The organism is Ruegeria sp. BG7 (genome assembly GCF_056535685.1).
In genome coordinates, this window is sequence record NZ_JBQFIU010000001.1 from 3,048,155 (window position 1) to 3,074,733 (window position 26,579).

At 55.9% G+C, this 26,579-nt stretch carries 29 protein-coding genes, 2 tRNA genes and 1 pseudogene; 23 read left to right on the forward strand and 9 right to left on the reverse strand.

Features of this window, described 5'->3' with window-relative positions; genetic code table 11:
* Positions 1-2: 2 nt before the first annotated feature.
* Both ACR3EH_RS15140 and ACR3EH_RS15145 read left to right on the forward strand, forming a co-directional pair.
* The gene (locus tag ACR3EH_RS15140; RefSeq protein ID WP_171188351.1) at positions 3-2,879 is read left to right on the forward strand and encodes an FAD-binding and (Fe-S)-binding domain-containing protein; all 2,877 of its coding nucleotides are present in this window, start codon (positions 3-5) and stop codon (positions 2,877-2,879) included.
* 9 nt (positions 2,880-2,888) lie between these two features.
* Positions 2,889-3,563: a GntR family transcriptional regulator gene (locus ACR3EH_RS15145; RefSeq protein ID WP_216600513.1), complete on the forward strand. Its 675-nt coding sequence runs from the start codon at positions 2,889-2,891 to the stop codon at positions 3,561-3,563.
* 42 nt (positions 3,564-3,605) lie between these two features.
* On the opposite strand, the gene ACR3EH_RS15150 is transcribed toward ACR3EH_RS15145, so the two are convergent.
* From ACR3EH_RS15150 to ACR3EH_RS15170, 5 genes are read right to left on the reverse strand one after another with little or no spacing between them, the layout of a single operon-like run.
* On the reverse strand, positions 3,606-4,682 hold the full coding sequence (locus tag ACR3EH_RS15150) for an Ldh family oxidoreductase (RefSeq protein WP_171188348.1): 1,077 nt from the start codon (positions 4,680-4,682) through the stop codon (positions 3,606-3,608).
* Positions 4,672-5,544, reverse strand: coding sequence for an ABC transporter permease (locus ACR3EH_RS15155; RefSeq protein WP_170716461.1), 873 nt, complete (start codon positions 5,542-5,544; stop codon positions 4,672-4,674). The genes ACR3EH_RS15150 and ACR3EH_RS15155 overlap by 11 nt, the downstream gene beginning before the upstream one ends.
* Complete coding sequence (locus ACR3EH_RS15160) at positions 5,541-6,350, reverse strand: ABC transporter ATP-binding protein (protein ID WP_170336353.1); 810 nt, start codon at positions 6,348-6,350, stop codon at positions 5,541-5,543. The genes ACR3EH_RS15155 and ACR3EH_RS15160 overlap by 4 nt, the downstream gene beginning before the upstream one ends.
* Positions 6,347-7,375 carry an ABC transporter substrate-binding protein gene (locus tag ACR3EH_RS15165; RefSeq protein WP_170383461.1) on the reverse strand — a complete coding sequence of 343 codons (1,029 nt, stop codon included), beginning with the start codon at positions 7,373-7,375 and terminating at the stop codon, positions 6,347-6,349. Before ACR3EH_RS15165 ends, ACR3EH_RS15160 begins: the two co-directional genes overlap by 4 nt.
* Before the next feature lie 58 nt (positions 7,376-7,433).
* Complete coding sequence (locus ACR3EH_RS15170; protein ID WP_371732082.1) at positions 7,434-8,348, reverse strand: fumarylacetoacetate hydrolase family protein; 915 nt, start codon at positions 8,346-8,348, stop codon at positions 7,434-7,436.
* Positions 8,349-8,489: 141 nt separating this feature from the next.
* Here ACR3EH_RS15170 and ACR3EH_RS15175 point away from each other — a divergent pair, with 141 nt between their 5' ends.
* The 5 genes and pseudogenes from ACR3EH_RS15175 to ACR3EH_RS15195 form a co-directional block, all read left to right on the forward strand.
* A complete protein-coding gene (locus ACR3EH_RS15175) occupies positions 8,490-9,170 on the forward strand; it encodes a FadR/GntR family transcriptional regulator (RefSeq protein ID WP_171188346.1) in 681 nt (226 codons plus the stop codon).
* A gap of 194 nt (positions 9,171-9,364) precedes the next feature.
* Entirely contained in the window at positions 9,365-10,048 is a 684-nt protein-coding gene (locus tag ACR3EH_RS15180; protein ID WP_171188344.1) for a fumarylacetoacetate hydrolase family protein, read from the forward strand.
* Positions 10,049-10,108: 60 nt separating this feature from the next.
* Positions 10,109-11,644: an acyl--CoA ligase gene (locus ACR3EH_RS15185; RefSeq protein ID WP_171188342.1), complete on the forward strand. Its 1,536-nt coding sequence runs from the start codon at positions 10,109-10,111 to the stop codon at positions 11,642-11,644.
* A 4-nt stretch (positions 11,645-11,648) separates the two neighbouring features.
* Positions 11,649-12,626, forward strand: a complete 978-nt coding sequence (locus tag ACR3EH_RS15190) for a 2-dehydropantoate 2-reductase (RefSeq protein ID WP_171675706.1) — start codon at positions 11,649-11,651, stop codon at positions 12,624-12,626.
* A 250-nt stretch (positions 12,627-12,876) separates the two neighbouring features.
* Positions 12,877-13,089, forward strand: a pseudogene (locus ACR3EH_RS15195) (DUF3299 domain-containing protein); the annotation flags it as partial.
* Between the two features lie 471 nt (positions 13,090-13,560).
* On the opposite strand, the gene ACR3EH_RS15200 reads toward ACR3EH_RS15195, so the two are convergent.
* Positions 13,561-13,635, reverse strand: a tRNA-Thr gene (locus ACR3EH_RS15200).
* Between the two features lie 83 nt (positions 13,636-13,718).
* Here ACR3EH_RS15200 and ACR3EH_RS15205 point away from each other — a divergent pair.
* From ACR3EH_RS15205 to ACR3EH_RS15245, 9 genes are all read left to right on the forward strand, one after another.
* The gene (locus tag ACR3EH_RS15205; protein ID WP_171188337.1) at positions 13,719-13,874 is read left to right on the forward strand and encodes a hypothetical protein; all 156 of its coding nucleotides are present in this window, start codon (positions 13,719-13,721) and stop codon (positions 13,872-13,874) included.
* A 6-nt stretch (positions 13,875-13,880) separates the two neighbouring features.
* Positions 13,881-15,149, forward strand: coding sequence for a UDP-N-acetylglucosamine 1-carboxyvinyltransferase (murA, locus tag ACR3EH_RS15210; RefSeq protein WP_171188335.1), 1,269 nt, complete (start codon positions 13,881-13,883; stop codon positions 15,147-15,149).
* A complete protein-coding gene (locus tag ACR3EH_RS15215; RefSeq protein WP_171188333.1) occupies positions 15,146-15,622 on the forward strand; it encodes a DUF2948 family protein in 477 nt (158 codons plus the stop codon). Before murA ends, ACR3EH_RS15215 begins: the two co-directional genes overlap by 4 nt.
* Positions 15,623-16,144, forward strand: a complete 522-nt coding sequence (locus ACR3EH_RS15220) for a GNAT family N-acetyltransferase (protein WP_171188331.1) — start codon at positions 15,623-15,625, stop codon at positions 16,142-16,144.
* A 61-nt stretch (positions 16,145-16,205) separates the two neighbouring features.
* Positions 16,206-17,513: a histidinol dehydrogenase gene (gene hisD, locus ACR3EH_RS15225; RefSeq protein WP_171675708.1), complete on the forward strand. Its 1,308-nt coding sequence runs from the start codon at positions 16,206-16,208 to the stop codon at positions 17,511-17,513.
* A gap of 93 nt (positions 17,514-17,606) precedes the next feature.
* Positions 17,607-18,086 carry a UPF0262 family protein gene (locus ACR3EH_RS15230; RefSeq protein WP_171175817.1) on the forward strand — a complete coding sequence of 160 codons (480 nt, stop codon included), beginning with the start codon at positions 17,607-17,609 and terminating at the stop codon, positions 18,084-18,086.
* A 3-nt stretch (positions 18,087-18,089) separates the two neighbouring features.
* A complete protein-coding gene (locus ACR3EH_RS15235; protein WP_171091313.1) occupies positions 18,090-18,542 on the forward strand; it encodes an arsenate reductase/protein-tyrosine-phosphatase family protein in 453 nt (150 codons plus the stop codon).
* 3 nt (positions 18,543-18,545) lie between these two features.
* Complete coding sequence (locus ACR3EH_RS15240) at positions 18,546-18,944, forward strand: ketosteroid isomerase-related protein (RefSeq protein WP_171188328.1); 399 nt, start codon at positions 18,546-18,548, stop codon at positions 18,942-18,944.
* Positions 18,937-19,530: a GNAT family N-acetyltransferase gene (locus ACR3EH_RS15245; protein ID WP_171188326.1), complete on the forward strand. Its 594-nt coding sequence runs from the start codon at positions 18,937-18,939 to the stop codon at positions 19,528-19,530. The genes ACR3EH_RS15240 and ACR3EH_RS15245 overlap by 8 nt, the downstream gene beginning before the upstream one ends.
* Before the next feature lie 7 nt (positions 19,531-19,537).
* Here ACR3EH_RS15245 and ACR3EH_RS15250 read toward each other — a convergent pair whose 3' ends face one another.
* The 3 genes from ACR3EH_RS15250 to ACR3EH_RS15260 all read right to left on the reverse strand — a co-directional run bounded on the left by ACR3EH_RS15250 (position 19,538) and on the right by ACR3EH_RS15260 (position 21,727).
* The gene (locus ACR3EH_RS15250) at positions 19,538-19,753 is read right to left on the reverse strand and encodes a hypothetical protein (RefSeq protein ID WP_171188324.1); all 216 of its coding nucleotides are present in this window, start codon (positions 19,751-19,753) and stop codon (positions 19,538-19,540) included.
* A gap of 112 nt (positions 19,754-19,865) precedes the next feature.
* The gene (locus ACR3EH_RS15255) at positions 19,866-20,519 is read right to left on the reverse strand and encodes a DUF1826 domain-containing protein (RefSeq protein WP_171188323.1); all 654 of its coding nucleotides are present in this window, start codon (positions 20,517-20,519) and stop codon (positions 19,866-19,868) included.
* Positions 20,516-21,727 (reverse strand): GTP-binding protein, encoded by a 1,212-nt coding sequence (locus ACR3EH_RS15260; RefSeq protein ID WP_171188321.1) that lies wholly within the window; start codon positions 21,725-21,727, stop codon positions 20,516-20,518. Before ACR3EH_RS15260 ends, ACR3EH_RS15255 begins: the two co-directional genes overlap by 4 nt.
* Before the next feature lie 271 nt (positions 21,728-21,998).
* On the opposite strand from ACR3EH_RS15260, the gene ACR3EH_RS15265 reads away from it, so the two are divergent.
* The 7 genes from ACR3EH_RS15265 (at position 21,999) to ACR3EH_RS15295 (ending at position 26,488) form a co-directional block, all read left to right on the forward strand.
* Positions 21,999-22,874 carry a carbon-nitrogen hydrolase family protein gene (locus ACR3EH_RS15265; protein ID WP_171188320.1) on the forward strand — a complete coding sequence of 292 codons (876 nt, stop codon included), beginning with the start codon at positions 21,999-22,001 and terminating at the stop codon, positions 22,872-22,874.
* A 91-nt stretch (positions 22,875-22,965) separates the two neighbouring features.
* Positions 22,966-23,184 carry a translation initiation factor IF-1 gene (gene infA, locus ACR3EH_RS15270; protein ID WP_005978431.1) on the forward strand — a complete coding sequence of 73 codons (219 nt, stop codon included), beginning with the start codon at positions 22,966-22,968 and terminating at the stop codon, positions 23,182-23,184.
* An 11-nt stretch (positions 23,185-23,195) separates the two neighbouring features.
* Complete coding sequence (locus ACR3EH_RS15275) at positions 23,196-23,774, forward strand: Maf family protein (protein ID WP_171188318.1); 579 nt, start codon at positions 23,196-23,198, stop codon at positions 23,772-23,774.
* Positions 23,771-24,793: a ribonuclease E/G gene (locus ACR3EH_RS15280; protein WP_171675710.1), complete on the forward strand. Its 1,023-nt coding sequence runs from the start codon at positions 23,771-23,773 to the stop codon at positions 24,791-24,793. Before ACR3EH_RS15275 ends, ACR3EH_RS15280 begins: the two co-directional genes overlap by 4 nt.
* A complete protein-coding gene (locus ACR3EH_RS15285) occupies positions 24,790-24,972 on the forward strand; it encodes a DNA gyrase inhibitor YacG (RefSeq protein WP_171091294.1) in 183 nt (60 codons plus the stop codon). The genes ACR3EH_RS15280 and ACR3EH_RS15285 overlap by 4 nt, the downstream gene beginning before the upstream one ends.
* Before the next feature lie 79 nt (positions 24,973-25,051).
* Positions 25,052-25,126: transfer RNA gene (locus ACR3EH_RS15290), tRNA-Phe, on the forward strand.
* A gap of 162 nt (positions 25,127-25,288) precedes the next feature.
* Positions 25,289-26,488 carry a tyrosine-type recombinase/integrase gene (locus ACR3EH_RS15295; RefSeq protein WP_171675712.1) on the forward strand — a complete coding sequence of 400 codons (1,200 nt, stop codon included), beginning with the start codon at positions 25,289-25,291 and terminating at the stop codon, positions 26,486-26,488.
* Positions 26,489-26,579: the final 91 nt, after the last annotated feature.

Consider the following 26,579-nt stretch of genomic DNA (forward strand, 5'->3'; position numbering starts at 1 on the left):
CGATGCTTGAGAATGGATCGTTGCATCGCCGACTGATGTCTGACGTCCAAGGCGAGGTGATGGCTGACCCGGCATCACGCGCACGATACTCGACTGACGCTTCGATCTATCAGATGACGCCGGACGCCGTGGTCATTCCCCGAAACAAAGAGGACGTGCAGGCCGTGATGTCTGTAGCGCGCGACGAAGGATGCTCCGTTCTTCCGCGCGGCGGCGGCACATCGCAATGTGGGCAAACGGTCAATCAAAGCGTTGTCTTAGACAACACCAAGCACTTGAATCGTGTTCTTGACGTGGACGTTGAGAACCGTGTCGCGCGTGTTCAGCCCGGCGTTGTTCTGGATCAGTTGAACCAGTCACTAAAGCAATATGGCTTATGGTTTCCCGTAGACCCCTCGACCGCGTCGCGTTGCACGCTTGGAGGAATGGCCGCCAACAACTCTTCTGGTGGAAAATCCCTGCGCTACGGGATCATGCGCGATAACGTCCGTGCAATAAGTGCAATCCTCAGCGATGGTACGGAAGCACGGTTCAGCGCCGATACGACGGCATCTGGCGATTATGCCGATCTTGTTGGGGACATGCGTGCTCTGGGGCGTCGCGAGGCTGCGGAAATTGACGCCCGGTTTCCCAATCTCCAGCGTCGTGTGGGCGGGTATAACATCGATGCGCTTGTCGGCAACGACGTCAACATGTCTCATTTGCTGGTGGGGTCAGAAGGCACTCTGGCCTATTTCGCTGAATTGGAACTGAACCTTGCTCACTTGCCGGGCGAGAAAGTTGTCGGCGTGTGTCATTTCCCGACGTTCCGTGCTGCGATGGAGGCAACACAGCACCTCGTGACGCTCAAGCCGCAGGCGGTGGAATTGATCGACGACACCATGATTGCATTGGGGGGAGATATCCCATTGTTCCGCAGTACGATTGAGGCGTTTGTAGAAGGCAGCCCTGAAGCGTTGTTGTTAGTGGAATTTGCTGAGGGTAGCGCTGACGCCAATGCTGCAAAGCTGGTCGAGCTATCGCAACTGATGGGAGATCTCGGGTTTGATTTCAGCGGGACTGAAAACCGTTGGGGCGGGGTTGTATCAGTTACTGATACCAAACTGCAAAACTCGATCGCCGAATACCGAAAATCCGGGTTGAACGTTATGATGTCGATGAAGGAGGCCGGCAAACCGATCTCTTTTGTGGAAGATTGCGCCGTCCCGTTGCCTGATCTCGCCGATTATACCGCTGGCCTGACCGAAATTTTTACCCGGCACGGCACAAAAGGGACATGGTACGCGCATGCCTCAGTCGGGTGTCTCCATGTTCGTCCTGTCCTGAACATGCGGCAGGACAAAGACGTTCGGACAATGAGGGCGATTGCCGAAGAGACCTTTGATTTAGTCAAGAGATACAAAGGGTCTCATTCAGGCGAACACGGTGATGGGATCGTGCGATCAGAGTTTCATGAAAAGATGTTCGGCCCTCGTATCGTTTCCGCGTTTGAACAGGTTAAGGCCCGGTTTGACCCTGCCGGGCTAATGAACCCCGGCAAAATCGTGCACGCGCCTGCCATGGATGATCGCCTCCTATTTCGCTACAGCCCGGACTACTCAGTTCCTGAATTCGAAACGGCGCTGGATTGGTCCGCTTGGCTGGGTGCCGGAGGAGGATTTCAGGGTGCCGTCGAGATGTGCAACAACAACGGTGCGTGTCGCAAGCTCAAGGGCGGAGTAATGTGTCCTTCCTTCCGTGCGACGAGAAACGAGCGTGATGCCACACGTGGGCGAGCAAACACGTTGCGTTTTGCCATCAGCGGGCAGTTGCCGGGTGGTTTAACTTCAGACGCAATGCAGGACACGATGGAATACTGCGTGTCTTGCAAGGCTTGTGCGCGTGAATGCCCGACTGGCGTCGATATGGCCCGCATGAAGATCGAAGTACTTTCAGCAAAGCGCAAAAAAGACGGGCTGACATTGGCTGATAAGTTAATAGCTTATCTGCCGAGATATGCGCCAAAAGCTGCAAAAGTCGCGTGGTTATTGAATGCTCGGAACAAAATTGGGCCCTTGCGTACGCTGTTGGAGAAACCAACTGGAATTTCGGCGCGACGTGACCTGCCAGTGTGGTCCTCCGACCCGTTCCGGGATGTCGAGGCCCAAGACATAGATCCGCAGGTGCTTCTGTTTGCTGATGTGTTCAACCGATATTTCGAGCCAGACAATCTGCGCGCCGCTGTCCGGGTTCTGCGTGCGCTAGGGCTTCGGGTTGCCATAGCAAGAGATGACCAAACAGGAAGGCCGCTGGATTGCGGGCGCACTCTTTTGGCTGAGGGTTGCGTGGAAGAGGCGCGTCACGAGGCACAGCGTGTGATTGACGCGACGCGAGAAGCAGCTGCACAGGGCATACCGGTAGTCGGTCTCGAACCTTCTTCTATCCTCACATTCCGGGACGAATATTTGGCTCTTTGTCCGGGGCGGGATGCGGAGTTGCTATCCAAAGCCTCTCATACCTTTGAGGAGTTTCTGGCCAAACAGCCGGATCTGCCTCTAAAATCGGTAGATCGCCCCATTTATGTGCATGGTCATTGCCACCAGAAAGCACACGATGCCGTTACACCGATGCTCAACTTACTTAAGCGTATTCCCGCATCACAGGTTCACATGATCGAAAGCAGTTGTTGTGGTATGGCCGGGGCGTTTGGATACGCGCCCGGTACTATTGATGTCTCGATCAAGATGGCAGAGCTCGACCTGTTTCCAGCTTTAGAGGCGGCGCCTACGGATGCAATTGTTGTTGCGGATGGAACATCATGCCGCCACCAAATCGCCGAAGGTACGCAGCGCCAAGCGATGCACGTCGCGCGCCTGCTGGATATGGTCCTTGAATATTAGGATGTGGATATGAACCTGATGGATAGCATTAATCGCCCGACCCTACATGAAGAGTTGGTCGAACGCTTGCGCAATCTTGTCGTCGAAGACGTTTTGAAGCCGGGTGAGAAAGTGCCCGAGAAACAGCTTTGCGACTCATTGGGTGTTTCCCGGACACCATTGCGAGAGGCCCTAAAGGTTCTAGCATCCGAAGGCTTTGTGGTGCTTCAAGCCAACCGGGGTGCCCGTGTCGCGAGTGTTACGAGGGAAGAATTGGAAAACACGTTTCCAGTGCTCGCAGCGCTTGAGCAACTGGCGGGGGAACTAGCGTGTCAGCAAATGGACGTTGCGGAAATTCAACGGATTGAAAGTAGCCACAAGGATATGCTGAGCGCGTACGAAGTGCGTGATCGACAGGCGTACTTTAAAGCCAATCAAGACATCCATCAGGCACTTATAAAGGGCGCGCGAAACGACATACTGGAAAACCACCACAAGCTTTTGGCCGCGCGGGTCCGCCGTGCACGTTTTTTGGCCAACTTGTCGGACGAGCGTTGGGCACAGGCAATTGACGAACATGAAACCATGATGGAGTTGCTCAAGGCCCGAGATGCAGATGGGCTTGGTAAGGCAATGAAACTTCACATGATGAACAAACTTTCGGCGCTTGTAAAAGCGCTGAAGCCAGAAGTGACGCCTCGCTAAACCCTGGTCAATAGTGCGGTCCGGCTTCCCTCAGATATGCCGCTAGTCAGTGTTAACATCAGGAAACGGGGGAGTCAGTCCACAGTCCAGGGCGAGATTGTTGAGGTCTCGGCAAAGAGCGGGGTTGAGGCTTACACCGTCTTTGCGACGGGCCTCAGCTGCAGCCGTTTTTCCGTCTCCGGGCAGGCGTACCGGGTCATGACCGGGCAGGGGGGCGGATGCGCGCATTTCAGAGAAGACGCGGGCTGCGTTAGAAGCAAAGTCATTGCCCATCCCAAAGGCTGCCGGATTGATCGCCATAACGAACTGGCCGGTGTTTGTGGATGAAGTAGTGTCCGAGGTGAAATTGACCACGTCAGAGCCGAATGCTGCGCCATTCAGCACCCCGGCCATCAGCCCGATAGCCACGGAAAGGCCGAAACCCTTCGGACCTCCGATCGGCAAAAGAAACCCTTCTGATTTGCGGGCAGGGTCCGTTAACGGATTGCCATCACGCCCAACCATCCAACCTTCGGGCATAGGTTCGCCTTGCTGCAACAGGGTTTTGATCTTACCCATCGCGGCAACGGTCGTCGCCATATCAAACACAAACGGGTCCGGGCCATCGGCAGGGGCAGAGAATGCGATGGGATTGGTGCCAAGAAGCAAGTCGCTTCCGCCATAGGGCGGTACGTGGTTTGCACTGCCCACCGCCGCGGCCATGCCAAGCAACCCAGCCTCGGCTTGCGGGCGCACATAAAGTGCCAGCGGTCCTGCATGATTGCCGCGCCGAACACCAACCCATCCGATGCCGACCTCTTTCGCCTTTTCTATTGCAAGATCTCGCGCCACCGTCATAGCCAAATGCCCAAGGCCGTCATCGCCGTCAATCAACGCGGTTGCGACTGTCTGATGTATGACGGCAACGTTTGGCGTGGCGTTGCACCCGCCTCCGGCCAATCGGGCAAGGTACTGGCGCAGGCGAAAGACCCCGTGGGTGGAATATCCGAATATGTCGGCCTCAACCATCGTCGAGGCCACCTGATCCGCATCCGCTTTTGGCACACCTCGAGTTTCGAGCGCGCTCGCCACAAACTCACGTAAGGTCTGGCAGTTTATTTTCAAAGGCTCAGAAGTCATCTCTGCCAACCTGCTCTTTATGCCAGAACACTAGTTTGCGCTGGGTCCAAACCACTGTTGCAAAAACGGCCAGGCCGACGAGGCTGAGATACAGGATCAACGAGAAAACGCGCGGAGTATTGAGCTGCGAGGCTGCCACACGGATCAACTCACCAAATCCCTTCCCGCCGCCCAGGAACTCTCCTGTAATCGCGCCCGCCATAACCCCGACTGCTCCGATCTTAAGGCCGGTGAATATCTGCGGCAGACCGGTTGGCAGCTTCATCTTGATCAAAGTCTGCATCCGGCTGGCGCCCATCGTCTTGAACAACATGCGCGCGTTTTCGTCGGCGGCGTGAAGTCCGGCCGCGGTACCAACGACAATCGGAAATGTTGCGATAAAGGCGGCAAGTGCCACCTTGGATTCAATGCCAAAGCCCAACCAAGCTACGAAGAGAGGAGCGAACGCGACTTTTGGCATCGTATCGATTGACACCAAGTAAGGCATTACTGCCTTCTCCCCAAAGGCCGTTTCGCCAACCAGAACGCCCAGCGAAAACCCGATCGCGATTGCCAGCGCAAAGCCATAGATGACTTCCTTTATGGTGATCCACAGCGCCCCAAGCATATACCCGCCGGTCATAAGGTTTTGCCCTACGAAGATCATATCTTTGAGGGTTTCCATTGGCGTCGGCAGAATGATCGGAGAGACCAGCTTGAGGCTAGTCACAATTTGCCAGGTACCAACGAAGACCACGAAAACAAAGGTCATCGCCAGCCAGCGAGGGACCGAGTCGATAAAGTGAACTTTCTGCTCCCATACAGTGTCTTCTGAGGAGTCAGCTTCTTTTACGGAAGGTGAGTAGTTCTGAACTTCGCTCACATTTCTTCTCCCTTATCCAGGAGGCTGCGAATGTAGTCTACGATAGCGCCGAATTTGGGTGTCGTCATCATATCGAGTGTTCGTGGGCGTGGCAGGTCGACTTCAACGATTTCAGCAATCCTGCCTGGGCGCGGCTTCAAGACGACGATTTCGTCAGACAAGATAACAGCTTCCTGAATGGAGTGCGTCACAAGAAAAGCAGTCGCATCCTGTTCCCGGCAAATCCGCTGCAACTCCATATTCATCATGTCGCGCGACAATTCATCGAGGGCGCTGAAGGGTTCGTCCATCAAAAGTACGGCTGGTTCAGTGATCAGCATACGGCATATCGAAGCGCGCTGCGCCATGCCGCCCGACAACTCGTTCGGATATACGTTTTCGAATCCTTGCAAACCAACGATGTCTAAAAGCTCGTGGGCCTTGGCCATAGCTTGCTTGGCCGCCGCTTTTCCATCGCGGATCTCAATTGGCAAGACGATGTTTTCCACCGCTGTTTTCCAGGGGAAAAGCGTCGCTTGCTGAAACATCATACCGATGTCCCGGCGGGTCCCAGTGACTGGTTGCCCCTGAAGGATTACACGCCCTTTGGTGGGCGGGATCAGACCCGCCATGATCTTTAGTAGCGTTGACTTGCCGCACCCGCTGGACCCGATGACAGATGTGAAGCTTCCTTTCCGAAGCGTCAGATTGATGTCCTCGAGAGCGACAACAAGATTGCGTGCATAAGTCTTGCTTACATGGGTCAACTCATAGACCGGCGTGCCCAAAGGCGCGCCGGAAAACTCATGTGTGACTACAGCGTTCATTTGCTGACAGCCGCGTTGCCGATGGCAGCAAACTCGTTGGTCCAAGCAGCGCTCAGGTCATCCAGCGGCCCTGGGATTTCGCCCCCTGCAACAAGTGCGTCTTGCCATTCCTGCCAAACTTCGGCGGGGTACCATCCCAGGCCATTGCTCGGATCCGCCGCAATAGTTTTCGAGCGTACGGCATCGAACAGTGCTGACTGGAACTCCTTGTCCTCGCCTTCCTGCGGGTTGCCATCCGCCAAATGCTTCAAAACAGCTTCACGGTTGGCATCATCCAGTGCAAATGCATGACCACGTGCGAACGCGCGGCTCCAAGCTTCGACCAATTCACGGTCGTTGGCGATTGTGTCAGCCATTGTGGCGATGCCGTTACCGAAGAAACGCCCGAACTCCGCAGGCGTGATGTCACGCACCGCCATTCCGCGCTGGTTCAGAATTGCCGTGTCAGCCGTCGAGGCAGAGTAAGCGTCGATTTCGCCGTTTAGGAAAGCCGCGGTCGCCGGGCCACCGTCGCCGACGGTAAGGAAGGTAAAGTCTTCACCCTCTTTCATGCCTGCTCCGGTCATCACGTTACGTGCAAAGCCGACTTCTGCGCCATCGGCCGTACCTGTTCCGATAACTTTACCTCGAAGCTCTTCAACACTTTGGATGTCAGAGTCTTCTGGCACGGCTATGCCAAAGTTGCTGCGTGCCGCAACGTTGTAGATGTGTACGGCATCTACATCCCGCGACCGTGCGGCAATTAAGGGGCCAGGACCGGGGCGACCGAAGTGAGCCTGTCCGGCGGACAATGCTTGAAGCACGGCTCCTGAGCCGTTGATTGCCTCGACGGTCACATCCAACCCTTCATCAGCGAAATAACCTTCGCCGATGGCGACAAAAACCGGAAATGAATTGATTGCCGAAGGGCTTGGCTGCACGAAGGTAATTTTACGCAAGTCCTGCGCAAAGCCCTGTGTTCCTAGTGCTCCTGCTACCGGAACCGCCGAAAGCAAGGACGCTGTGAAAGTCCTTCTGTTCATCATTTTAGTCTTCCTCCCTTGCATGGTTGGCAACCCGCAGATTCAGCTATGCAGGAGCCACTTAAACGACGCGCACGGTATTCCTGAGCGTGCCGATTTCTGAAATTTCACAAACCACAGTGTCCCCGTCTTTCAGGAACTGTGGTGGGTCCATGGCGTATCCGACACCAGACGGTGTGCCGGTCGCGATTACGTCGCCAGGTTCCAGGGTCATACCTTCTGAAAGGGATGCGATCAGCGTTGGAATGTCGAAAATCATGTCCGACGTCGATCCGTTTTGGCGCTGTTCGCCGTTGACTGTTAATCCGATTGATAGAGCGTGCGGATCACTGATTGTATCAGCGGTCACTATGAAGGGGCCCAATGGGCAAGACCCATCTAAACCTTTGCCTTTGAAATACTGCCCACCATGTCGGCGTTGAATGTCGCGTGCGGTGATGTCATTGAGGATCGTATAGCCGTATACATGGTCGTATGCGTCAGCCTTGGCTATGTTTCGCCCCGGTTTTCCAATCACAACTGCCAGTTCAACTTCATAGTCAATGGCATGTGAGACCGAGGGGAATATCAGAATGTCTGCCTCTGGCGCCACAATCGATGTCGGCGGTTTTGTGAAGAAGACCGGATGCTCTGTTACGCCAATTTTTTGGTTTTGGGCACGTTCGCCCTCGGCGATGTGTTCAGCATAATTGCGCCCGACACAGAAAACGTTCTTACGCGGGGAAGGAATTGGTGCCAAAAACGGCGCGTCATCCGGGACCAGTGCGTCGTTTAGATTACCCGTTTCGGCCGATGAAACGAGGGTTTTCAAAACGCCGAGCGTTTCTTTTCCGCCTGCGATCAGATGCTGCATTGAACCTGCGTTCAGCGCTTCGCCAAGCACTTGCGCTGCGCGCAAAACGTCCAACTTGCCGCCATCGTTTAGTATTGCCACGCAAACGGCGTGGCCCTCTACGGAAACAGTTGCTAACCGCACTCGGCACTCCTCCCTCGTGCTTGTGTCAAGACGTGGTCACGGATCCTGTCCGGCGACTCGTTTCTTGCTTTCCTCTTGCCCTTGAGTTTTTTCCGACTTGGCGTTTCAATCAATCAACCAATCGCCAAATTGGGTGGAGATATGAGTGCACCAACCGAACTCGCGCACCGTGTACGCGACCTGATTAACAATGCCGGATACAGGCATAACGACAGGCTCCCACCTGAACGTGAGCTGTGTTCAAAACTTGGGACCACTCGCAATCAGTTGCGAAGAGCGTTGGCAGAGCTGGAGGCCCAGGGGCTGATCTGGCGACATGTGGGGCGGGGAACATTTGTTGGTTCCAGGCCGGTTCTCAACCTCACCGATGTAACTTATTTGGGCAACCAAATTAAACCTGAGCAGGTTGTATCTGTTAGATTTACTATCGAGCCGCAGCTTAGCCGCCTCGCAGCGCTCCATTCCACACGTTCCGATCGTGAGCAAATGAGGCTATGCGCGGACAAATGTCGTACCGCAGAGGATTGGCGCACGTACGAAGCTTGGGACAATAATTTGCATTACGCTATAGCCCGCTCCACTCGTAACCAGCTCTTTTTATACTTCTTTGAGACTTTGAATTCGGTTCGAAGATCGATTGTTTGGGGGCAGCCACGCGAAACTTTAAAGCCCGCAGAAAACTATTCCAGCTTTAGCGAACATGATGTGATCGTGTCTGCCATAGCAAAGGGCGACTGTGAGCTTGCGGCCAGTGCCATGGTGGATCACCTGAAATCGGTTTATTCGCGGGTGCTGCCTACGAGCATCCAGTCCGACAGCTGAAGTAGCGCTGGCGCCCAACCAATTCGGGAAATGGTCGGGGCAGATTGTAGCCGTTGGTCTTGCAAAACAGCCTGAATTTTGGCGATGACTTGGTAAGCCGCCGCGTCCGTTTGAATGTGGCGTGGCATCGATCGGAAGGTATCTGACCGTTCGGAAATCCGATCTTTGGTAGTCAAGCGTTCAGGAGGAAAGCGATGTCCGATCATGTAATTCCCGCGCCGCAGGTGCATGTCATACCCGTATCGGGGGGCGGCACGTTCCCGGTCCGGCGTGTCTACTGCATTGGGCGAAACTACGCGGCGCATGCAATTGAAATGGGCCATGACCCGAACCGGGAACCTCCATTTTTCTTTCAAAAGAACCCAAACAATTTGGACCCTTCAGGGGAATTCCCGTACCCTCCGCACAGTTCCGACGTGCACCACGAAGCAGAAATGCTTGTTGCGCTCAAGTCCGGCGGCACGAATATCTCGGTGGACGATGCATTGGATCATGTCTTTGGGTACGGCCTTTCGCTTGATATGACCCGTCGCGACCTGCAAGGGCAGATGAAAAAGATGGGCCGCCCGTGGGAAATTGGGAAAGCGTTTGAGCGCTCGGCGCCATGCGGACCAATTCACAAGGCATCAGAGGTCGGGCATCTCGACAGAGGTCCGATTACTCTGACGGTGAATGGTGAAGTTCGGCAAGAAGGCGACTTGAACCAGATGATTTGGAAAGTCCCCGAGATGATCTCGTATCTGAGCGACTACTTCGAGCTTGCGGCCGGGGACGTTATCCTTTCAGGGACACCTTCTGGTGTTGGTCCCGTTAACCGAGGGGATGTTATGGTCTTGGCCGTCGACAAGCTGGGCAGCCTGAAAGTACGCGTGACTTAGAACCTGCTGCGACGACCTAACATTGCGAAAGAAACCGATGCTTGTGTAAACGGACAACAGATGCCCCATTTAGTCGCTGAATTGATTGCACACCATGCAGACACGGCAAATGCCATTGGCGCCCCTGGCCAGCCTTGGTTGAGCTACCTTGGTTTGCGCGAGCATTGCGCGAAGGTCAAAGAGGATCTGCATCAGATCGGAATTGGGCGCGGCGACAGGGTGGCAATTGTGTTGCCTAACGGACCAGAGATGGCGACGGCATTCATATCCGTCGCCCAAGTGGCGACGACGGCGCCTTTAAACCCTTCTTATACTGCCGAAGAATATGTGTTCTATCTCAGAGACTTGAAAGCCAAGGCTCTTGTAGTAAGCGAAAACGAATGTGGCCCAGCCGTGCAAGCGGCGACTGAATTGGGTGTGGCCGTCTTGCGGATTTCTAGCGATAGTTCTCGTCCAGCTGGACAGTTTTCCGTTTTGGCCTGTGACCCAATTGGAGTGGCTGATACATCAGCGCCGGGTGAAGATGACGTCGCCCTGATACTCCATACATCAGGAACAACGTCGCGCCCCAAGATCGTTCCTTTGACGCAGGCCAATATCTACTCGTCGGCACGGAACGTGGCTTCGTCTTTGAAGCTGACAATCGATGATCGTTGTCTAAGCATCATGCCGCTGTTCCATATCCATGGACTGATCGCAGCAGTCGCGGCTTCTTTAGGCGCCGGATCGCAAATTAGCTGCGCCTCTGGGTTTAACGCTCTTAGCTTTTTTTCACAGGTCGCTGAGGTTGATCCGACATGGTACACGGCGGTTCCGACAATGCACCAAGCTATTCTCGCCCGAGCCGCCCGAAACCAATCAGTCATTGAGCAATCGCGCTTGCGTTTCTTGCGGTCGTCTTCCGCGTCGTTGCCCGCGCCGGTCATGGAAGAGTTGGTGGCGACATTCAATGCGCCTGTCATCGAGGCCTACGGTATGACTGAGGCCACGCATCAAATGTGTTGCAACCCGCTTCCTCCACAAAAGCAAAAGCCCGGATACGTCGGAGTAGCAGCGGGCCCTGAAGTCAGAATTGCAGACGAAACGGAAAATGTATTGATCGCTTCGCGGGATGTCGGAGAAATCGTTATCAGCGGTCCGAACGTGACCCCTGGGTATGAGAGCAACCCGCAGGTAAATGCAGACAATTTCTTTGAAGCGGATGGAAAACTCTGGTTTCGCACCGGTGATCAAGGGTCGTTCGACGAAGAGGATTATCTGCGACTGACTGGACGCCTTAAGGAGCTTATCAATCGCGGTGGAGAAAAAATCAGTCCACTTGAAGTTGACGCCGTGCTTCTAAGCCATCCGGATGTTGCTCAGGCAGTTTGTTTTGCCGTTCCCCACGAGAAACTGGGCGAAGATATAGCGGCGGCGGTGGTGCTCTCAGAAGGAGCGACGATTGCAGGTCAGGACGTCCGGGATTTTGTTGGCGCACGGCTCGCAAAATTCAAGGTGCCGACTTCAGTGGTTATTCTCGAAGAGATACCAAAAGGTGCGACTGGTAAGATACAAAGGATTGGGCTGGCCGCTAAATTGGGACTGGCAAAGGCTTAGACACATGAAAGTTTGCATCTTTGGTGCCGGAGCTATCGGAGGTTACGTTGCCGCGAAGCTCGCGCAGACTGACGTCGACGTCAGTGTCGTTGCACGTGGCCCACATCTGGTTGCAATGCAAGAAAAAGGGCTGACTCTCCAAGAGGATGGGCAGGAACCAATCAACGTGCCAATACGCGCCTCGGACAATGCCGCCGATCTCGGCCCCCAAGACTATGTCTTTATCACACTGAAAGCGCATTCCGTTCCAGCAGTTGTGGACTCGATCCAGCCACTGATTGGGGATGAAACGACAATAGTGAGCGGAGTGAACGGTGTACCCTGGTGGTATTTCCACAAGCTGGGCGGTCCCTTCGAGGGGACGAGATTGTCATCTGTAGACCCGGGAGACGCGCAATGGAACGGTTTCGGACCGGATCGTGTGCTTGGGTGTGTTGTTTATCCGGCCGCGGAAGTCATTGCTCCGGGATCAATCAAGCATGTCGAAGGCAATCGTTTTTCTTTGGGTGAGCCCGATGGCACTAAATCAGACCGTGCCTCCAACCTTTCGGCTGCATTGTCCACCGCCGGGTTGCGCGCGCCCGTAAGACCGAGAATACGGGACGAAATTTGGCTGAAGCTATGGGGCAACTTGTCGTTCAACCCGATTTCCGCACTTACCCACTCAACACTTGATGTCTTGTGTACTGATGAAGGTTCACGCTCCGTGGCACGTGGAATGATGCTAGAGGCTCAGGAAATCGGTGAAAAACTGGGGGTTAGGTTCCCGATTGATGTCGAAAAGCGCATTGACGGAGGAGCGGCTGTCGGAGCACACAAGACCTCAATGTGGCAGGATTTGGAGCTGAACCGACCTATGGAAATTGATGCCTTGGTCACTTCAGTACAGGAATTGGGGCAACTGACCGGGATCGCAACACCCACAATCGACACTGTTGCATCACTGATAAAACTGAGGGCAAAGGTCGCGGGTCTTTACTAAGATTCTGCTGGCGATCATCTGAAGAGATCAGTTCTGGGCGGGCGGGGAGCTGAATAGCGATCCGGCGCTACAAAACACAGTTCTTTCAAACGTCTTGTCAGAAGAACTTTGCTTGGGCGGAGCAGCAGTGTTGCTTGCTTTCGCTCATGACTAGACCTGCAACTTTCAAACTCTTAAAACCAATCTAGAGATCATCCGCCTTTCGGTGATGCTGTATATCCGTATTGCCGGCAAATAGGTCAGTTACGCGGGTGCCTGTGTGCACACGCCCTCGCCGCCCCCCAACCAAATGATAGTAGTCAGCAGCGAAAATGGCGTTAAGACGCGCGGACCATTTGAAGTAGTCACCGTAGTTGGCCGATTAAGCGTAGAGAGTACGCTTGTCGAGGTTCCATTCATTGACGGAAGTTCGCAATTGGAGATTGCTTATTCGCTGTCGGCCGACCAAGTCTCGACATTCTAGACCTCCGCGAACATCGCATTGCTCCTTTGTGGCAAAACGGTATGCTAAAGGTCAACAAATTGCAGAGTTTGGTGGGTCATGCCCATCGCTTTAGTTCCGAATGAATGTCTGCTTCGTCCGCACCTCGGACGTAGTTCCGTCTTGAGTGAACGCCCCCTGTCGGGCTGAAGCGGGCATTTGTCCCGAGCCCCTAATTCGACGGCCCTCAAAGAACAGCTAGAGCCTTACTTCAGAGAGGATGGTCCTTTGAAAATCATGCCCCGCAAAATCGGCGAGCCTCACTGGCACGCGCACGGCTTACTGAGGGGGTAGGCAGGGGGCGGGTTCGTCAGGTGGGTGCAGCCTGTTATCGAATGCTCAGGCCAATCGGCGCAACGTAGCCATCGGCTGAGGAAACCTGCGCGATGGTCGCCATGTGGTCGCCATTCCCCTGTGGGGCCAGGTCGACTATCCTCTAAGTCTTTGATTTTATGGTGCTGCTGGAGAGAATTGAACTCTCGACCTCTCCCTTACCAAGGGAGTGCTCTACCTCTGAGCTACAGCAGCGCTGTGGGCGGGTGATTAGACTCAAACGAAACGCGGCGCAAGGGTGTCTGGACGGTTTTTTTCGCCTCCTGTAGAGAAAGATCATGACAGATAAAAATTCACCCAAAAAACAAGGCAAATCCGGGGAAGCGCGGGAAGAGCGTTTGAAGGCGGCGCTTAAGGCGAATATGGCGCGGCGCAAGGCGCAGGCCAAGGCGCGAGCGGCCTCGGGGGACAAAGCCGATAAGGACGAGGGATAAGAGCAGATGGATTCGATTCTTGTAACGGGCAACGGCCCGCTGAACGGGCAAATTCCGATCGCGGGGGCCAAGAACGCGTGCCTGACGCTGATGCCCGCAACTTTGCTAAGCGAAGAACCGCTGACGCTGACCAATGCGCCGCGACTGAGCGACATCAAAACCATGACCGCCTTGCTGCAATCGCTGGGGGCCGAAGTGTCTTCACTGCAGGACGGGCAGGTGATCGCAATGTCGAGCCACAGCCTGACTAGTCAGACAGCTGACTATGACATCGTGCGCAAGATGCGCGCGTCGAACCTGGTGCTTGGCCCATTGTTGGCGCGCTTTGGTCAGGCGGTTGTCTCGCTGCCCGGTGGGTGCGCGATTGGGGCGCGTCCTATGGACCTGCATGTCGAAGGGCTTGAGGCGTTGGGTGCAGAGATCGAACTGAAAGACGGGTATCTGCACGCCAAGGTACCGGGCGGGTTGAAAGGCGCGGTGCATGAGATGCGCTTTGCCTCGGTTGGGGCAACTGAAAACATCGTCATGGCTGCGACGCTGGCCAAGGGAACCACTGTTCTGAAGAATGCCGCGCGCGAACCTGAGATCGTGGATCTGGTCGAATGCTTGCGCAAGATGGGGGCCCAGATTTCGGGCGAGGGGACCTCGACCATTGAAATCCAGGGTGTCGACCGGTTGCATGGTGCCACGCATCAGGTCGTTACGGACCGGATCGAACTGGGTACCTATATGCTGGCACCGGCGATTTGCGGCGGTGAGGTTGAGTTGCTGGGCGGGCGCATGTCTCTGGTCGAATCCTTTGCCGAGAAGCTGGACGCAGCAGGAGTCAGCGTCGCGGAAACCGAAAAGGGACTGAAAGTGGCGCGCAAGAATGGTCGCGTTCAGGCCGTGGATGTGGTGACAGAGCCGTTTCCGGGCTTCCCGACGGACCTTCAGGCGCAGATGATGGCGCTGATGTGCACTGCTGAAGGAACTTCGGTGCTGGAAGAACGCATTTTCGAAAACCGATTCATGCACGCACCCGAACTGGTGCGCATGGGCGCGAATATCGAGGTGCATGGTGGCACAGCCACAGTTACCGGTGTTGAAAGCCTGAAAGGTGCGCCTGTTATGGCAACGGACCTGCGCGCCTCGGTCTCGCTGATTCTGGCGGGGCTGGCGGCAGAAGGTGAAACAACGGTCAGCCGGGTCTATCATCTGGACCGCGGATATGAGCATGTGGTGCGCAAGCTGGAAGGCGTGGGTGCAAAAATCGAACGGATCAAAGGCCAATGACAGACGCAAGTTTTGAAGACGGGCGCGAGGCCCCGCTGAATCTGGGAGCTGAGGACAGCGACGACCTTCAGGTGATTTCGACCCTGGCGCAGGACGCGGTTTTCCCGGTGACCGAGATGAAATGGCAGCCGTCGCAGCGCCGTTTTGGCCTGTTGCTGAACCGCTTTCGCTGGGAAGACAAAGACGCGGCCACCCGCCGTGATCGCCCGTTCGAGCGGGTGCAATCCGTGCTGGTCTTTGATTCGGTACTTTCCGTGGCCAGCCAAGGCGTTGATCGAAGGGATACTGACATGATCATGTCCCTTCTCTCGGTCGATTTCGAAGCGGGTGAAGATGGCGCTGGTCAAATCTTGCTGACATTGGCGGGCGACGGTGTGATCCGTCTTAAGGTCGAAGCCGTCGACGTGACCCTCAAGGACGTAACCCGCCCCTATCAGGCCCCGTCGGGTCAGGCCCCGCAGCACCCCGAATAGATGCAGAACAAGCGCGGTATCTCTCAGGCGTTTTCCAAACCGTCAGGAGGCGTCGCGCTGCGTCCGGCCACTGTGTTCGACGTGTTCGACATCAGCCAGGTGCTGATCCGGTCGATCACGCAGCTTTGTGTGGCCGACCACAATAACGATCCTGACCATCTGAAAAAATGGACAACAAACAAGGATCCGGAAACCATCCGGGGTTGGTTCAAATCAGGGTCGCAGATCTGGGTGGCCGAGCATGAAGGGCAGGTGGCTGCCGTCGGAGGTTTGTTCGAGACCGGGAAGATCACTTTGCTTTACGTTGATCCGGGTCATGTGGGCAGCGGGGTTGGGGCCGCTCTGCTCAGTCAGTTGGAACAGCAACTGGCTGCGTGCGGTTGCACCGAAACGCATCTTGACGCGACCCGGACGGCACGGGAGTTTTATCTACGCCATGGGTGGGAAGATACCGGACGGTGCAGTGACCGCCAGGATTTGTCCTGCTTGGCCATGCGCAAATCGCTGCACCCCGACGACTGAGGGTTGAGGCCGCGCGCAGCGGGCGATATGTCCCATGGCGCAACGCCCGGAGTGCCTGATCATGCCCGTTTTCCTCGACACCACATCGCCCGATTTTGAGGGTGCCTTCCAAACGCTGCTGTCAGCAAAGCGCGAAGACAGCCCGGATGTGGACGCAGTCGTGGCTCAGATCATCGATGATGTTCGCAACCGCGGTGACGCGGCGGTCATCGAGTTGACTGCTAAATTTGACCGGTTAGAGCTGACACCTGAAACACTGGCATTCAGCGCGCAAGAAATCTCAGACGCGGTGGCTGAGGTCGGGGCGGAAGATCGTACGGCGCTGGAACTTGCCGCAGCCCGCATCCGATCTTACCACGAAAAGCAGATGCCCACCGATTACAGCTGGACGGATGAAGCCGGAGCCACGTTGGGTTGGCGTTGGTCTGCGGTCTCTGCTGCAGGGCTGTACGTGCCGGGTGGACTGGCCTCCTATCCGTCGTCGGTGTTGATGAACGCCATTCCGGCTAAAGTGGCGGGCGTGGAGCGGCTGGCCATTGTGGTGCCTACGCCGGATGGGCAGGTAAATCCACTGGTTTTGCTGGCCGCACAATTGGCGGGCGTGGACGAGATCTATCGCATCGGCGGCGCGCAGGCCGTTGCAGCGCTGGCCTATGGCACCGACACCATCGTGCCGGTCGATAAAATCACCGGCCCAGGCAATGCCTTTGTCGCAGTCGCCAAACGGCGCGTCTTTGGCAAGGTCGGCATCGACATGATTGCGGGACCGTCGGAAATTCTGGTGATTGCCGACAAGGATAACGAACCCGACTGGATCGCGCTGGATTTGCTCAGCCAGGCCGAACATGACGAAAGCGCGCAATCCATCCTGATCACCGATGATGCCACTTTCGGTCAACGCGTGGCTGAGGCGGTCGAAAAACGCCTCGAAACTCTGCAACGTCGCGCTATCGCTGGTGCCAGTTGGCGCGACTTTGGTGCAGTCATCACTGTGCGTGATCTGGATGAGGCGGCGGCCCTGTCGAACCGTATTGCGCCTGAACATCTGGAACTGTGCGTCGCAGATCCGGTGACGTTGAGCGAAAAAACCATCCACGCCGGGGCGATTTTTCTGGGTCAATACACGCCCGAAGCCATCGGCGACTATGTCGGCGGCCCAAATCACGTGCTGCCGACTGCCCGGTCTGCTCGGTTCTCATCGGGTCTCAGCGTGATGGACTTTCTCAAACGCACCACACTTAGCCAGGTGACCCCCGAAGCGCTGCGCGCCATCGGACCGGCCGCCGAACAACTGGCCCATTCAGAAAGCCTTGAGGCGCATGGCTTGTCGGTTACGGCCCGGCTGAACCGCTTGAATAGGTTGAATTGACGCAAAGACCGGGCCCATATGGCGTTTCTGTGCGTTGCTACGCGAATTTCGTTGTTATAGGTCTGTGCTGACACAAGGATTGTAGCTGTAAAGATGACCCGCATCTCGCATATCGAACTGGATGACCGAAACCTGCCCCCGCCGACGCCGGAGATCGAGCAGGAGCGCAAGGTTGCCATCTATGATTTGCTGGAAGAGAACAGTTTCTCTCTGCCCAAACGCGATGACCGCGTTGTGCCCGACGGACCCTATCGCTTGCAATTGTCGATCCGCGACAAGCGGTTGGTTTTTGACGTTGCAACAGAGGAAGAGCAGAAGGCGGCGGAATTTCATCTGTCGCTCGGCCCCTTTCGGCAAGTGGTCAAAGACTATTTCCAGATCTGCGAAAGCTATTTCGACGCGGTAAAATCGCTGCCCCCCAGCCAGATCGAAACCATCGACATGGCCCGGCGCGGCATCCACAACGAAGGCAGCCGCGTCTTGCAGGAAAGGTTAGAGGGCAAAGCCGACGTAGACACCGACACCGCCCGCCGCCTCTTCACGCTTATCTGCGTTTTGCATTTCGGAGGCTAACGGGTGACGCCTCTGCCGCAGTCGATCCTGTTCTGTTGCGACCACAACTCGGTTCGGTCCCCGATGGCCGAGGGCATCATGAAGAAATTCTACGGCACCGGCACTTACGTGCAGTCTGCCGGAGTTCATAACGATCTTGATATTGACGGTTTCTGTATTTCTGTATGCCACGAAATCGGGGTCGAGTTGTCCCGCCACCGCACCCGATCCTTCGACGAGATGGAAGAGTGGGGCGACGACCTCAGTTCGTTCGATCTGATTGTCGCCTTGTCACCAGCCAGTCAGCGCAAAGCGCTGGAACTGACCCGGATTTTTCATCTGGATGTCGATTACTGGCCAATAATGGACCCTACCGGGATGGGTGAGACGCGAGAAACCAAGCTACACCACTACCGACAGACCCGCGATCAGATCATCAAGCATCTGAAGGACCGCTGGGGCGAACCAACGGAGTGACCCATGAACCAGACCGTTCAAACCTATTTCGAGGCATTCAACGCCGGTGATGTTGATGGCATGTTGGCCTGTTTGTCCGACGACGTGGCCCATCATGTGAACGAGGGCCAAATCCGTGTGGGCAAGGAAAAGTTTGCGGCCTTCTGCGCCCATATGAATCGCTGCTACAAAGAGAACCTGACCGATATCGTCGTATTCGACGCCCAGGGTGGCACCCGCGCTGCGGCCGAATTCACCGTGAACGGCACCTATCTGCAAACCGACGAGGGCCTGCCCGAAGCGCACGGCCAGACCTATCGCCTGCCTGCCGGATCATTCTTTGATCTGAAAGACGGAAAGATCACCCGCGTCACAACTTTCTACAATCTGGCGGACTGGACCAAACAGGTCTCGAATGGCTGAGGTCAGCGCAGTCCGCCCCCTGACCGGAGCGGCGCTTGAGGCTGCTCTGGACGATGTCGCCCGTCTGCGGATCAAGGTCTTTCACGACTGGCCTTATCTCTATGATGGCGACCTTGAATACGAGCGGAAATACCTTCAGTCCTACCGGGACAGCGATCAGGCCATCGTGGTGGGTGCTTTCGACGGCGACCGCCTGATCGGCGCGTCAACCGGTGCCCCCCTGACGGATCACGCCGAAGATTTCGCCGCAGCGTTTGAAGGCACAGGCCTTGAGTTGGGCGACATCTTCTATTGCGCAGAGTCGGTACTGTTACCGGAGTATCGTGGGCAAGGTGTCGGCCACAAATTCTTTGACGAACGTGAAGCCCATGCTCGCCGTCTTGGGTTCTCCAAAGCTGCATTCTGCGGAGTGCAACGCCCGGACGACCACCCGATGAGACCTGCACAATACCGCCCGCTCGACACCTTCTGGCGCGCGCGCGGTTACACGCCTCTACCCGGCGTCATTGCACAGTTTTCCTGGAAAGACATCGGAGAAGACGGCGAGACGCTCAAACCGCTACAGTTCTGGATCAGGGATCTGTAGACACCATCTACGGTGCGCGCCTGCGGCTTAAGAAACCGTATTTCACGGCCCAAGCCCGAAGCGACAGGCGTTTACGCTTGTCTTGTTTCACTGCTTTCTTGGATTGCTGACCGCCTTTGCGGTTGAACTCATAGACGTCAATGACACGCTCGGCGCATCCGCAGGCCTCGCCCATCCCAACCTTGGCGAAATAGAACTTGTCGAATTCTTCCTGTTTTTGCATCACCAGCCTCCTTCGTACATTCAAGCACGTCAGACCGCAGATGCCAATTCACGTTCCCGTCTGTGTAGGACTTAGAGCAGGTCCCGGGCAGAGCATGCCCGGGCATTTGTTTTCAGTGCCCTAAGATCGGGTCAAACTCACTTTCAGGGTCAAGGACCGGATCCAGAACAAGCACCAACCGCGTCTCGCCCGTGCCTTCAATCGGAGGCGAGCGGTGCAGAAAACCGGAGTCTGGTTGTGCGGGCCAGAGCGTGCCACGTAACAGAATTGGTGCGCCGGTTGGGGTTGTGAAAACGCGCGATGGGTCTGCGCCACCTGTCGAGACCCCATATTGCGTTCCCGTTCCCTTATAGGTGCAGACAAGGCGCGCGGTCACGGCATCGATGTGGAACCTGCGGCATGCATTGGTCGTTATCACGTCCAACCGCAGCCGCAGCCATTTCGCGTTCATCAGACCGGCAAAGATATCAGACAGCGCTGCAATGTCGTCCACCAGCCGGGCGCGCTCTGCACCCGGTGGGGTGCCGCGCGCGTCGCATACTTCAGAAACAGCCTCGCGCACCAACTCGGGGCGCAGGATCACGCGGGTCTTGGGCAGTTGTTCGGGATCAAGCCCATTTAGCCAAGATTGAAAACCTTGCAACGGTTGTCTGTTCCATATGGCTGCAGCGCAGCTGGGCTGATGAATGGCTGAAAGACTGTCCGGCGTGGTGCAAATCTCGATCCCCATGGCCGCGTCTTGGGCGATGTTCTGAACAATGCTCATGCCGCAGCCTCGGCACGGCGCCAGATCGGGAAGGGGTCTGGCAGCTTTGGCAGGTCTTCAAGACGGCTTGCAGCGACAGTGGGCAGCAGTGCTGTATCCAATCGGGCTTTCAGTCTAGGCCAGTCGATGCCGCTGCCGATGAATACGATCTCTTGTCGGCGATCGCCCCAGGGTTCTTGCCAATGGGCCTGCATATAAGCGCGTGCGCTTTCATGATCAGGGCGGCGGTCTTCGGGCACTGTTGCCCACCAAGTGCCCAGAGGCTGCACGGACGACAACGCGCCTGCCAGTGAAAACTCGGCCACCCAGTCCGGGCGCGTGGCGATCCAGAAATGACCCTTGGCCCGGATCACACCGGGCAGATCGCCGTTCAAGATTTCAAGGATCTTTTCGGGGATAAAGGGCTGCCGCGCACGGTAGACATAACTGGTAACGCCATATTCTTCGGTTTCCGGCACGTGATCGGCAAATCCATACAGCTCTTTAGCCCACATTGGGTGCTCATGCGCCTTTTCGAAGTCGAACAGCCCGGTATCCAGAATTTCGTCTGCGGCAACATCTGAGTGGTTGGTTTCAATAATCTTAGCATCCGCGTTCAAACTGCGGATGATCTTGCGCGCAGCATCCACGCGGTCCGGCCCGGCGTCGGCAACCTTGTTCAAAATGACCACATCGGCAAATTCGATCTGATCGGTCAGCAGGTGTACCAACGTGCGTTCATCTTCTTCCCCCATGGTCTCGCCCCGGTCGCGCAGGAAATCATGGCTTGAGAAGTCATTGAGCAGATTGACTGCGTCGACAACCGTCACCATCGTGTCCAGACGTGAAACATCAGACAGGCTTTCGCCAAGCTCATCGCGGAAATCGAAAGTTGCCGCAACGGGCAGTGGCTCGGAGATACCGGTGGATTCGATCAACAGGTAATCAAACCGCCCTTCTGATGCCAGCCTGCGCACCTCGTCCAGCAAGTCGTCCCGAAGCGTGCAGCAGATGCAGCCGTTCGACATTTCGACCAACGTCTCGTCTGTGCGGGAAAGCTCGGTATCGGCGCGAACAAGATCGGCATCGATATTCACTTCGGACATGTCGTTGACAATCACGGCCACCCGTCGGCCATCGCGATTGTTCAGTACGCGGTTCAAGAGGGTTGTTTTGCCCGCGCCCAGAAAGCCGGACAGAACAGTGACCGGAAGTCGGGTTTCAGTCATGGGGTGCGCTCCTGTGTTTTTTAGCCCGAATCGGGGGCAGACGGGTGTTTGCCTTCGCCCGTTATAAATTGCCGGCTATGTAATGTTATTACATTATTAATGACAAGCCGGTTTTTGATGGGTTATCGTTTGATTGCTGAACCAGCGTCTCGCAAAACCTCCACAGCGCTTGGGTGCGGGCCAGAAGGACGGTGCGGAAACAAATGCCCTGTACATGCCGCGCCGTCCTCTTCTAGTGTCGCGGCAACTGAGTCTTAGTAGATGCCAAATCATGAAAATCGCCACTGCCGCTTACGACCTCAGCTGGCTCGACAGTTGGGCACAGTATGAAGACAAATTGGACCGCTGGGTCGCCGAAGCCGCAGGGCAGGGGGCTGAACTTCTGGTTTTCCCTGAATACGGAGCCATGGAGCTTTCGACCCTCGATGGGGTCGAGGTGGCAGGCGATCTGGAACGCTCGATCCATTCAGTGTCTGACCGAATGGGGGATGTGCAAACCCTGCACAGCCGCCTTGCGAAGACATACAACACATACATTCTGGGCGCTTCCGCCCCGGTTATGGATGGCCACGGTCGTCCAGTGAACCGCGCCGCGTTCTATGCGCCAGATGGCGCTTGCGACCATCAGGACAAACAGATCATGACCCGGTTCGAGCGTGAAGATTGGGACATTGCCCACGGTGGTCCGCTGAAGCTGTTCAACACCGCGCTGGGCAAGATCGGGGTGCTCATCTGTTATGACAGCGAGTTCCCTTTGTTGGGCCGCGCCCTCAGCGAGGCGGATCTGATCCTTGTTCCGTCTTGCACCGAAGCCCTTTCCGGTTATTGGCGTGTCCGCATCGGAGCGATGTCAAGAGCATTGGAAAACCAATGTGTTACAGTGATGGCTTCGCTGGTCGGAAATAACGAATGGTCCGAGACCGTGGACAAAAACACTGGTACGGGCGGCATATTCGGCCCGCCGGACAAGGGCTTTCCAGCCACAGGGGTGCTGGCCGAAGGCGTGCTGAACCAACCCGGCTGGACCTATGCCGAGGTCGAATTGGAAGCAATTGCACATGTCCGTGCGGACGGCCATGTGCTGAACCGCACTCATTGGCAGGAACAAGCCCCCCGAGTCGAATCGGTCACAATATCCAGCCTTTAGGTGATTCCGCCCTTGAAATAAGGGCGAAATAGGCTCATTTAAGCGCACATCCCCGCGGATTCTGCGGGTGCAACGTAATGATGGAGACAACATGGCCAAGGAAGATACGCTCGAATTTCCCGGTGTCGTGAAGGAACTCCTGCCTAATGCGACGTTTCGGGTCGAGCTGGAAAACGGCCATGAGATCATCGCACATACGGCAGGTAAGATGCGCAAGAACCGCATCCGCGTTCTGGCCGGCGACAAAGTCCAGGTCGAAATGACCCCGTACGATCTGACCAAAGGTCGGATCAACTACCGTTTCAAGTAACGCCTGCCGCAATGGCGTTTATTTTAGGATCGGGCAGCCCGAGACGGCTGGACCTGCTGTCCCAGCTTGGTGTGCAGCCCGATGCCATCCGCCCCCCTGACATCGACGAAACACCGCTGAAAGGCGAGCTTCCGGTTCCCTATTGCAGCCGTATCACACGCGAAAAAGTGCAGGCGGTACAAGCGGATAGAGATGACATCACGTTGTGCGCAGACACCACCGTCGCTTTGGGGCGTCGCATTCTGGGTAAACCCGAAGATGCAGGCCAAGCCGCCGAATTTCTGCACGCGTTGTCCGGTCGCCGTCACCGGGTCATAACCTCGGTCGCGATACGGCGTGGGGAGCGAATATTGCAGCGTGACGTCGTCTCGCAGGTGAAGGTCAAGCGCCTGTCGGATGTCGAAATCAACGCATATCTGGCGACAGGGGACTGGCAGGGCAAAGCGGGTGCCTATGCCATTCAAGGCCCCGCAGGCGCGTTCATTCCCTGGATTTCGGGCTCGTTCACCGGCATTGTCGGTCTGCCCCTGTCCGAAACCGCCGCTCTGCTGCAGGGTATCGGCTATCCATTATATCGCGAGGCATCATGAAGGGCCGCACTATCGTTCTGGACCATATCGAGGACCGCGAAGCCGCGGCCCTTATGGTTGACGGCAAGCTTGATGACTTCCTGATTGCAGCGGACGCGCCTACGCCCGGTACGATCTATCGCGCCCGTGCCGACCGCCCGGTCAAAGGGCAGGGGGGCATGTTTCTGACAACCCCGGATGGGCCTGCCTTCTTGCGACAAGTCAAAGGGTTGGCCCCCGGCACCATGCTTCTGGTGCAGGTGAGTGGTTATGGCGAACCAGGCAAAGCCATTCCGGTGAGCAACCGGATCCTGTTTAAAAGCCGCTATGCCATTGTCACGCCCGAAGCGCCGGGCCTGAACATTTCGCGCAGCATCAGGGATGAAGAAGTCCGTGACCAGTTGCTGGAAATTGCACATGAACAGATGGGTGACAGCCGTTACGGCCTGATCCTTCGCTCCTGCTGCGTGGGTGCGGATGCGGATGACATTGCCGAAGACATCTCGTCCATGTTGGCGCAAGCGGACCAGGTGATGAATGACGATGGCACCGAACCAGAGATTCTGAGTGAAGGCGACAGCCCTCACATACTGGCCTGGCGGGACTGGACAGACCCGGCCGAGGTTGTCACGCGGGCCGGAGGCTTCGAAACTCACGGTGTGCTGGACGCGTTAGATGTTGCGCATGGTGTTTCCGAACCTTTGCCGGGTGGCGGATATCTTTATATCGAACCTACACGCGCATTGGTTGCAGTGGATGTGAATACCGGCGCGGACACATCCTTGGCGGCTGGGACCAAAGCCAACTTTGCCTGTGCCAAACTGTTGCCCCGCGCCTTGCGCGTGCGTGGATTGGCAGGGCAGATCACCCTGGATCTGGCACCGATGCCCAAAAAAGACCGGCGTGGTTTCGAATCCGCTCTGCGCGCTGCTTTCAAGTCGGATCCGGACGAGACGATTCTGGCAGGCTGGACCCCGCTGGGACATTTCGAACTGCAACGCAAACGCAGCCGTTTGCCGCTGGCGGAGATCCTGAAATGAGCTGCCCGATCTGCGGAGAAGACACGGTGCAGAAGTTCCGTCCTTTCTGCTCAAAACGCTGCGCAGACATTGATTTGGCCAAGTGGCTGAACGGTTCTTACGCAGTCCCTTCGCAGCGCGAAGACGACCTTGAAGCAGACGCTGAAGCCCAAGACCTTATGCCGAAACGACCGCACTGAAAAAATGTAAAAAAGCCTCTGGACACTGCCGGTGGCAAGTCATAGAACGCCTCCACCCAACGACGAATGTCGTTCCCGTGCCCGGGTAGCTCAGGGGTAGAGCAGTGGATTGAAAATCCTCGTGTCGGTGGTTCGATTCCGCCCCCGGGCACCACAATATCTTCCTGTTGTTTCCGAAACCGTTTGATACTAGCTTGTTTTTTCTGGGTATTGCCGTGATTTTTGTCCGGCAGCGTCCTGGGCAGTCCAGCTGAATGTACCCCGATAGGGGGTATCAAACTGGGGTACCGTTTCGATCGAAAAATGAGGTACCCCCATGACGGTTCTAAGTGACGCAAAGATTCGAGCGCTGAAGTCGAAGGACAAACCTTTCAAGACAGCCGACTTTGACGGGCTTTTCCTACTCACAAAGCCAAATGGATCAAAGCTTTGGCGCTTTAAATATCGCTGGTTGGGTAAGGAGAAACTGTTGGCTTTGGGTAAATACCCGGATGTCTCTTTGAAGCAGGCCAGATCTAAGCGCGATGAGGCTCGATCATTGCTAGCGGACCACCAGGACCCGTCTGCAGTATTTAAAAGGAAGAAGGCAGAACAGGAAGCTGAACATTATGCTACCTTTATGCGGTTGGCATCGGATCTTTTGGAGAAAAAACGCAAAGAAGGAAAGGCGCAGGCAACCCTCGCCAAAACAAGTTGGCTTCACGACATGCTGTGCGCGGAAATTGGGTCGACGCCTATAGCGCAGATAACTGCTCGCGATGTTCTGGTGCCGCTAAAGAAAGCTGAAGCTAAAGGAACATACGAAACAGCATTGCGTATGCGATCAGCTGCTGGAGCGGTGTTTAGGTTTGCGATTTCACAGGGTCTAATTGACAATGATCCAACTTTTGGCCTGAAAGACGCGCTTGTGCGACCCAAACCAAATCACCGCGCGGCAATCCTTGACCCTAAAGGTGTAGGGGCTCTCTTAAACGCCATCGATGGGTTTGAAGGCCAGCCAACAACTAGGATAGCGCTCCAACTATTATCACTCACTGCTCTAAGGCCTGGTGAGCTTCGCATGGCTGAATGGTCTGAATTAGACGAAAACGGCGCTGTTTGGATTGTGCCGGAGCATCGCGCAAAGATGCGACGCCCTCATACGGTGCCACTTTCCTCCCAGGCGCAGTCCAAACTTGCTGAATTGAAGCGCTTGACTGGTTGGGGAACTTACCTTTTTCCGTCTGTCCGGACATCCAAACGATGTATGAGCGACAACACCCTAAACGCTGCTCTTAGAAGAATGGGTTATGGAAAAGAAGAAATGTCGGCACATGGTTTCCGTGCGATATTCTCGACCCTGGCTAATGAAGCAGGATCTTGGCATCCAGACGCCATCGAGCGAGCACTTGCGCACGTCGAAGGCAATGAGATTCGTCGCGCCTACGCTCGTGGAAAACACTGGGATGAGAGAGTTAAGCTGTCTCAGTGGTGGGCAGATTACTTGGATGAGTTGCAATGCGCTTCAAAAGCCTAAGTTTCAAGCGTATCGCGGTCAACATAACTTATTTTGAGAGTGAGTAGGCAGTTTAGTCTTCGATACTTCGCAACTTGGTGGTTCAGATGGA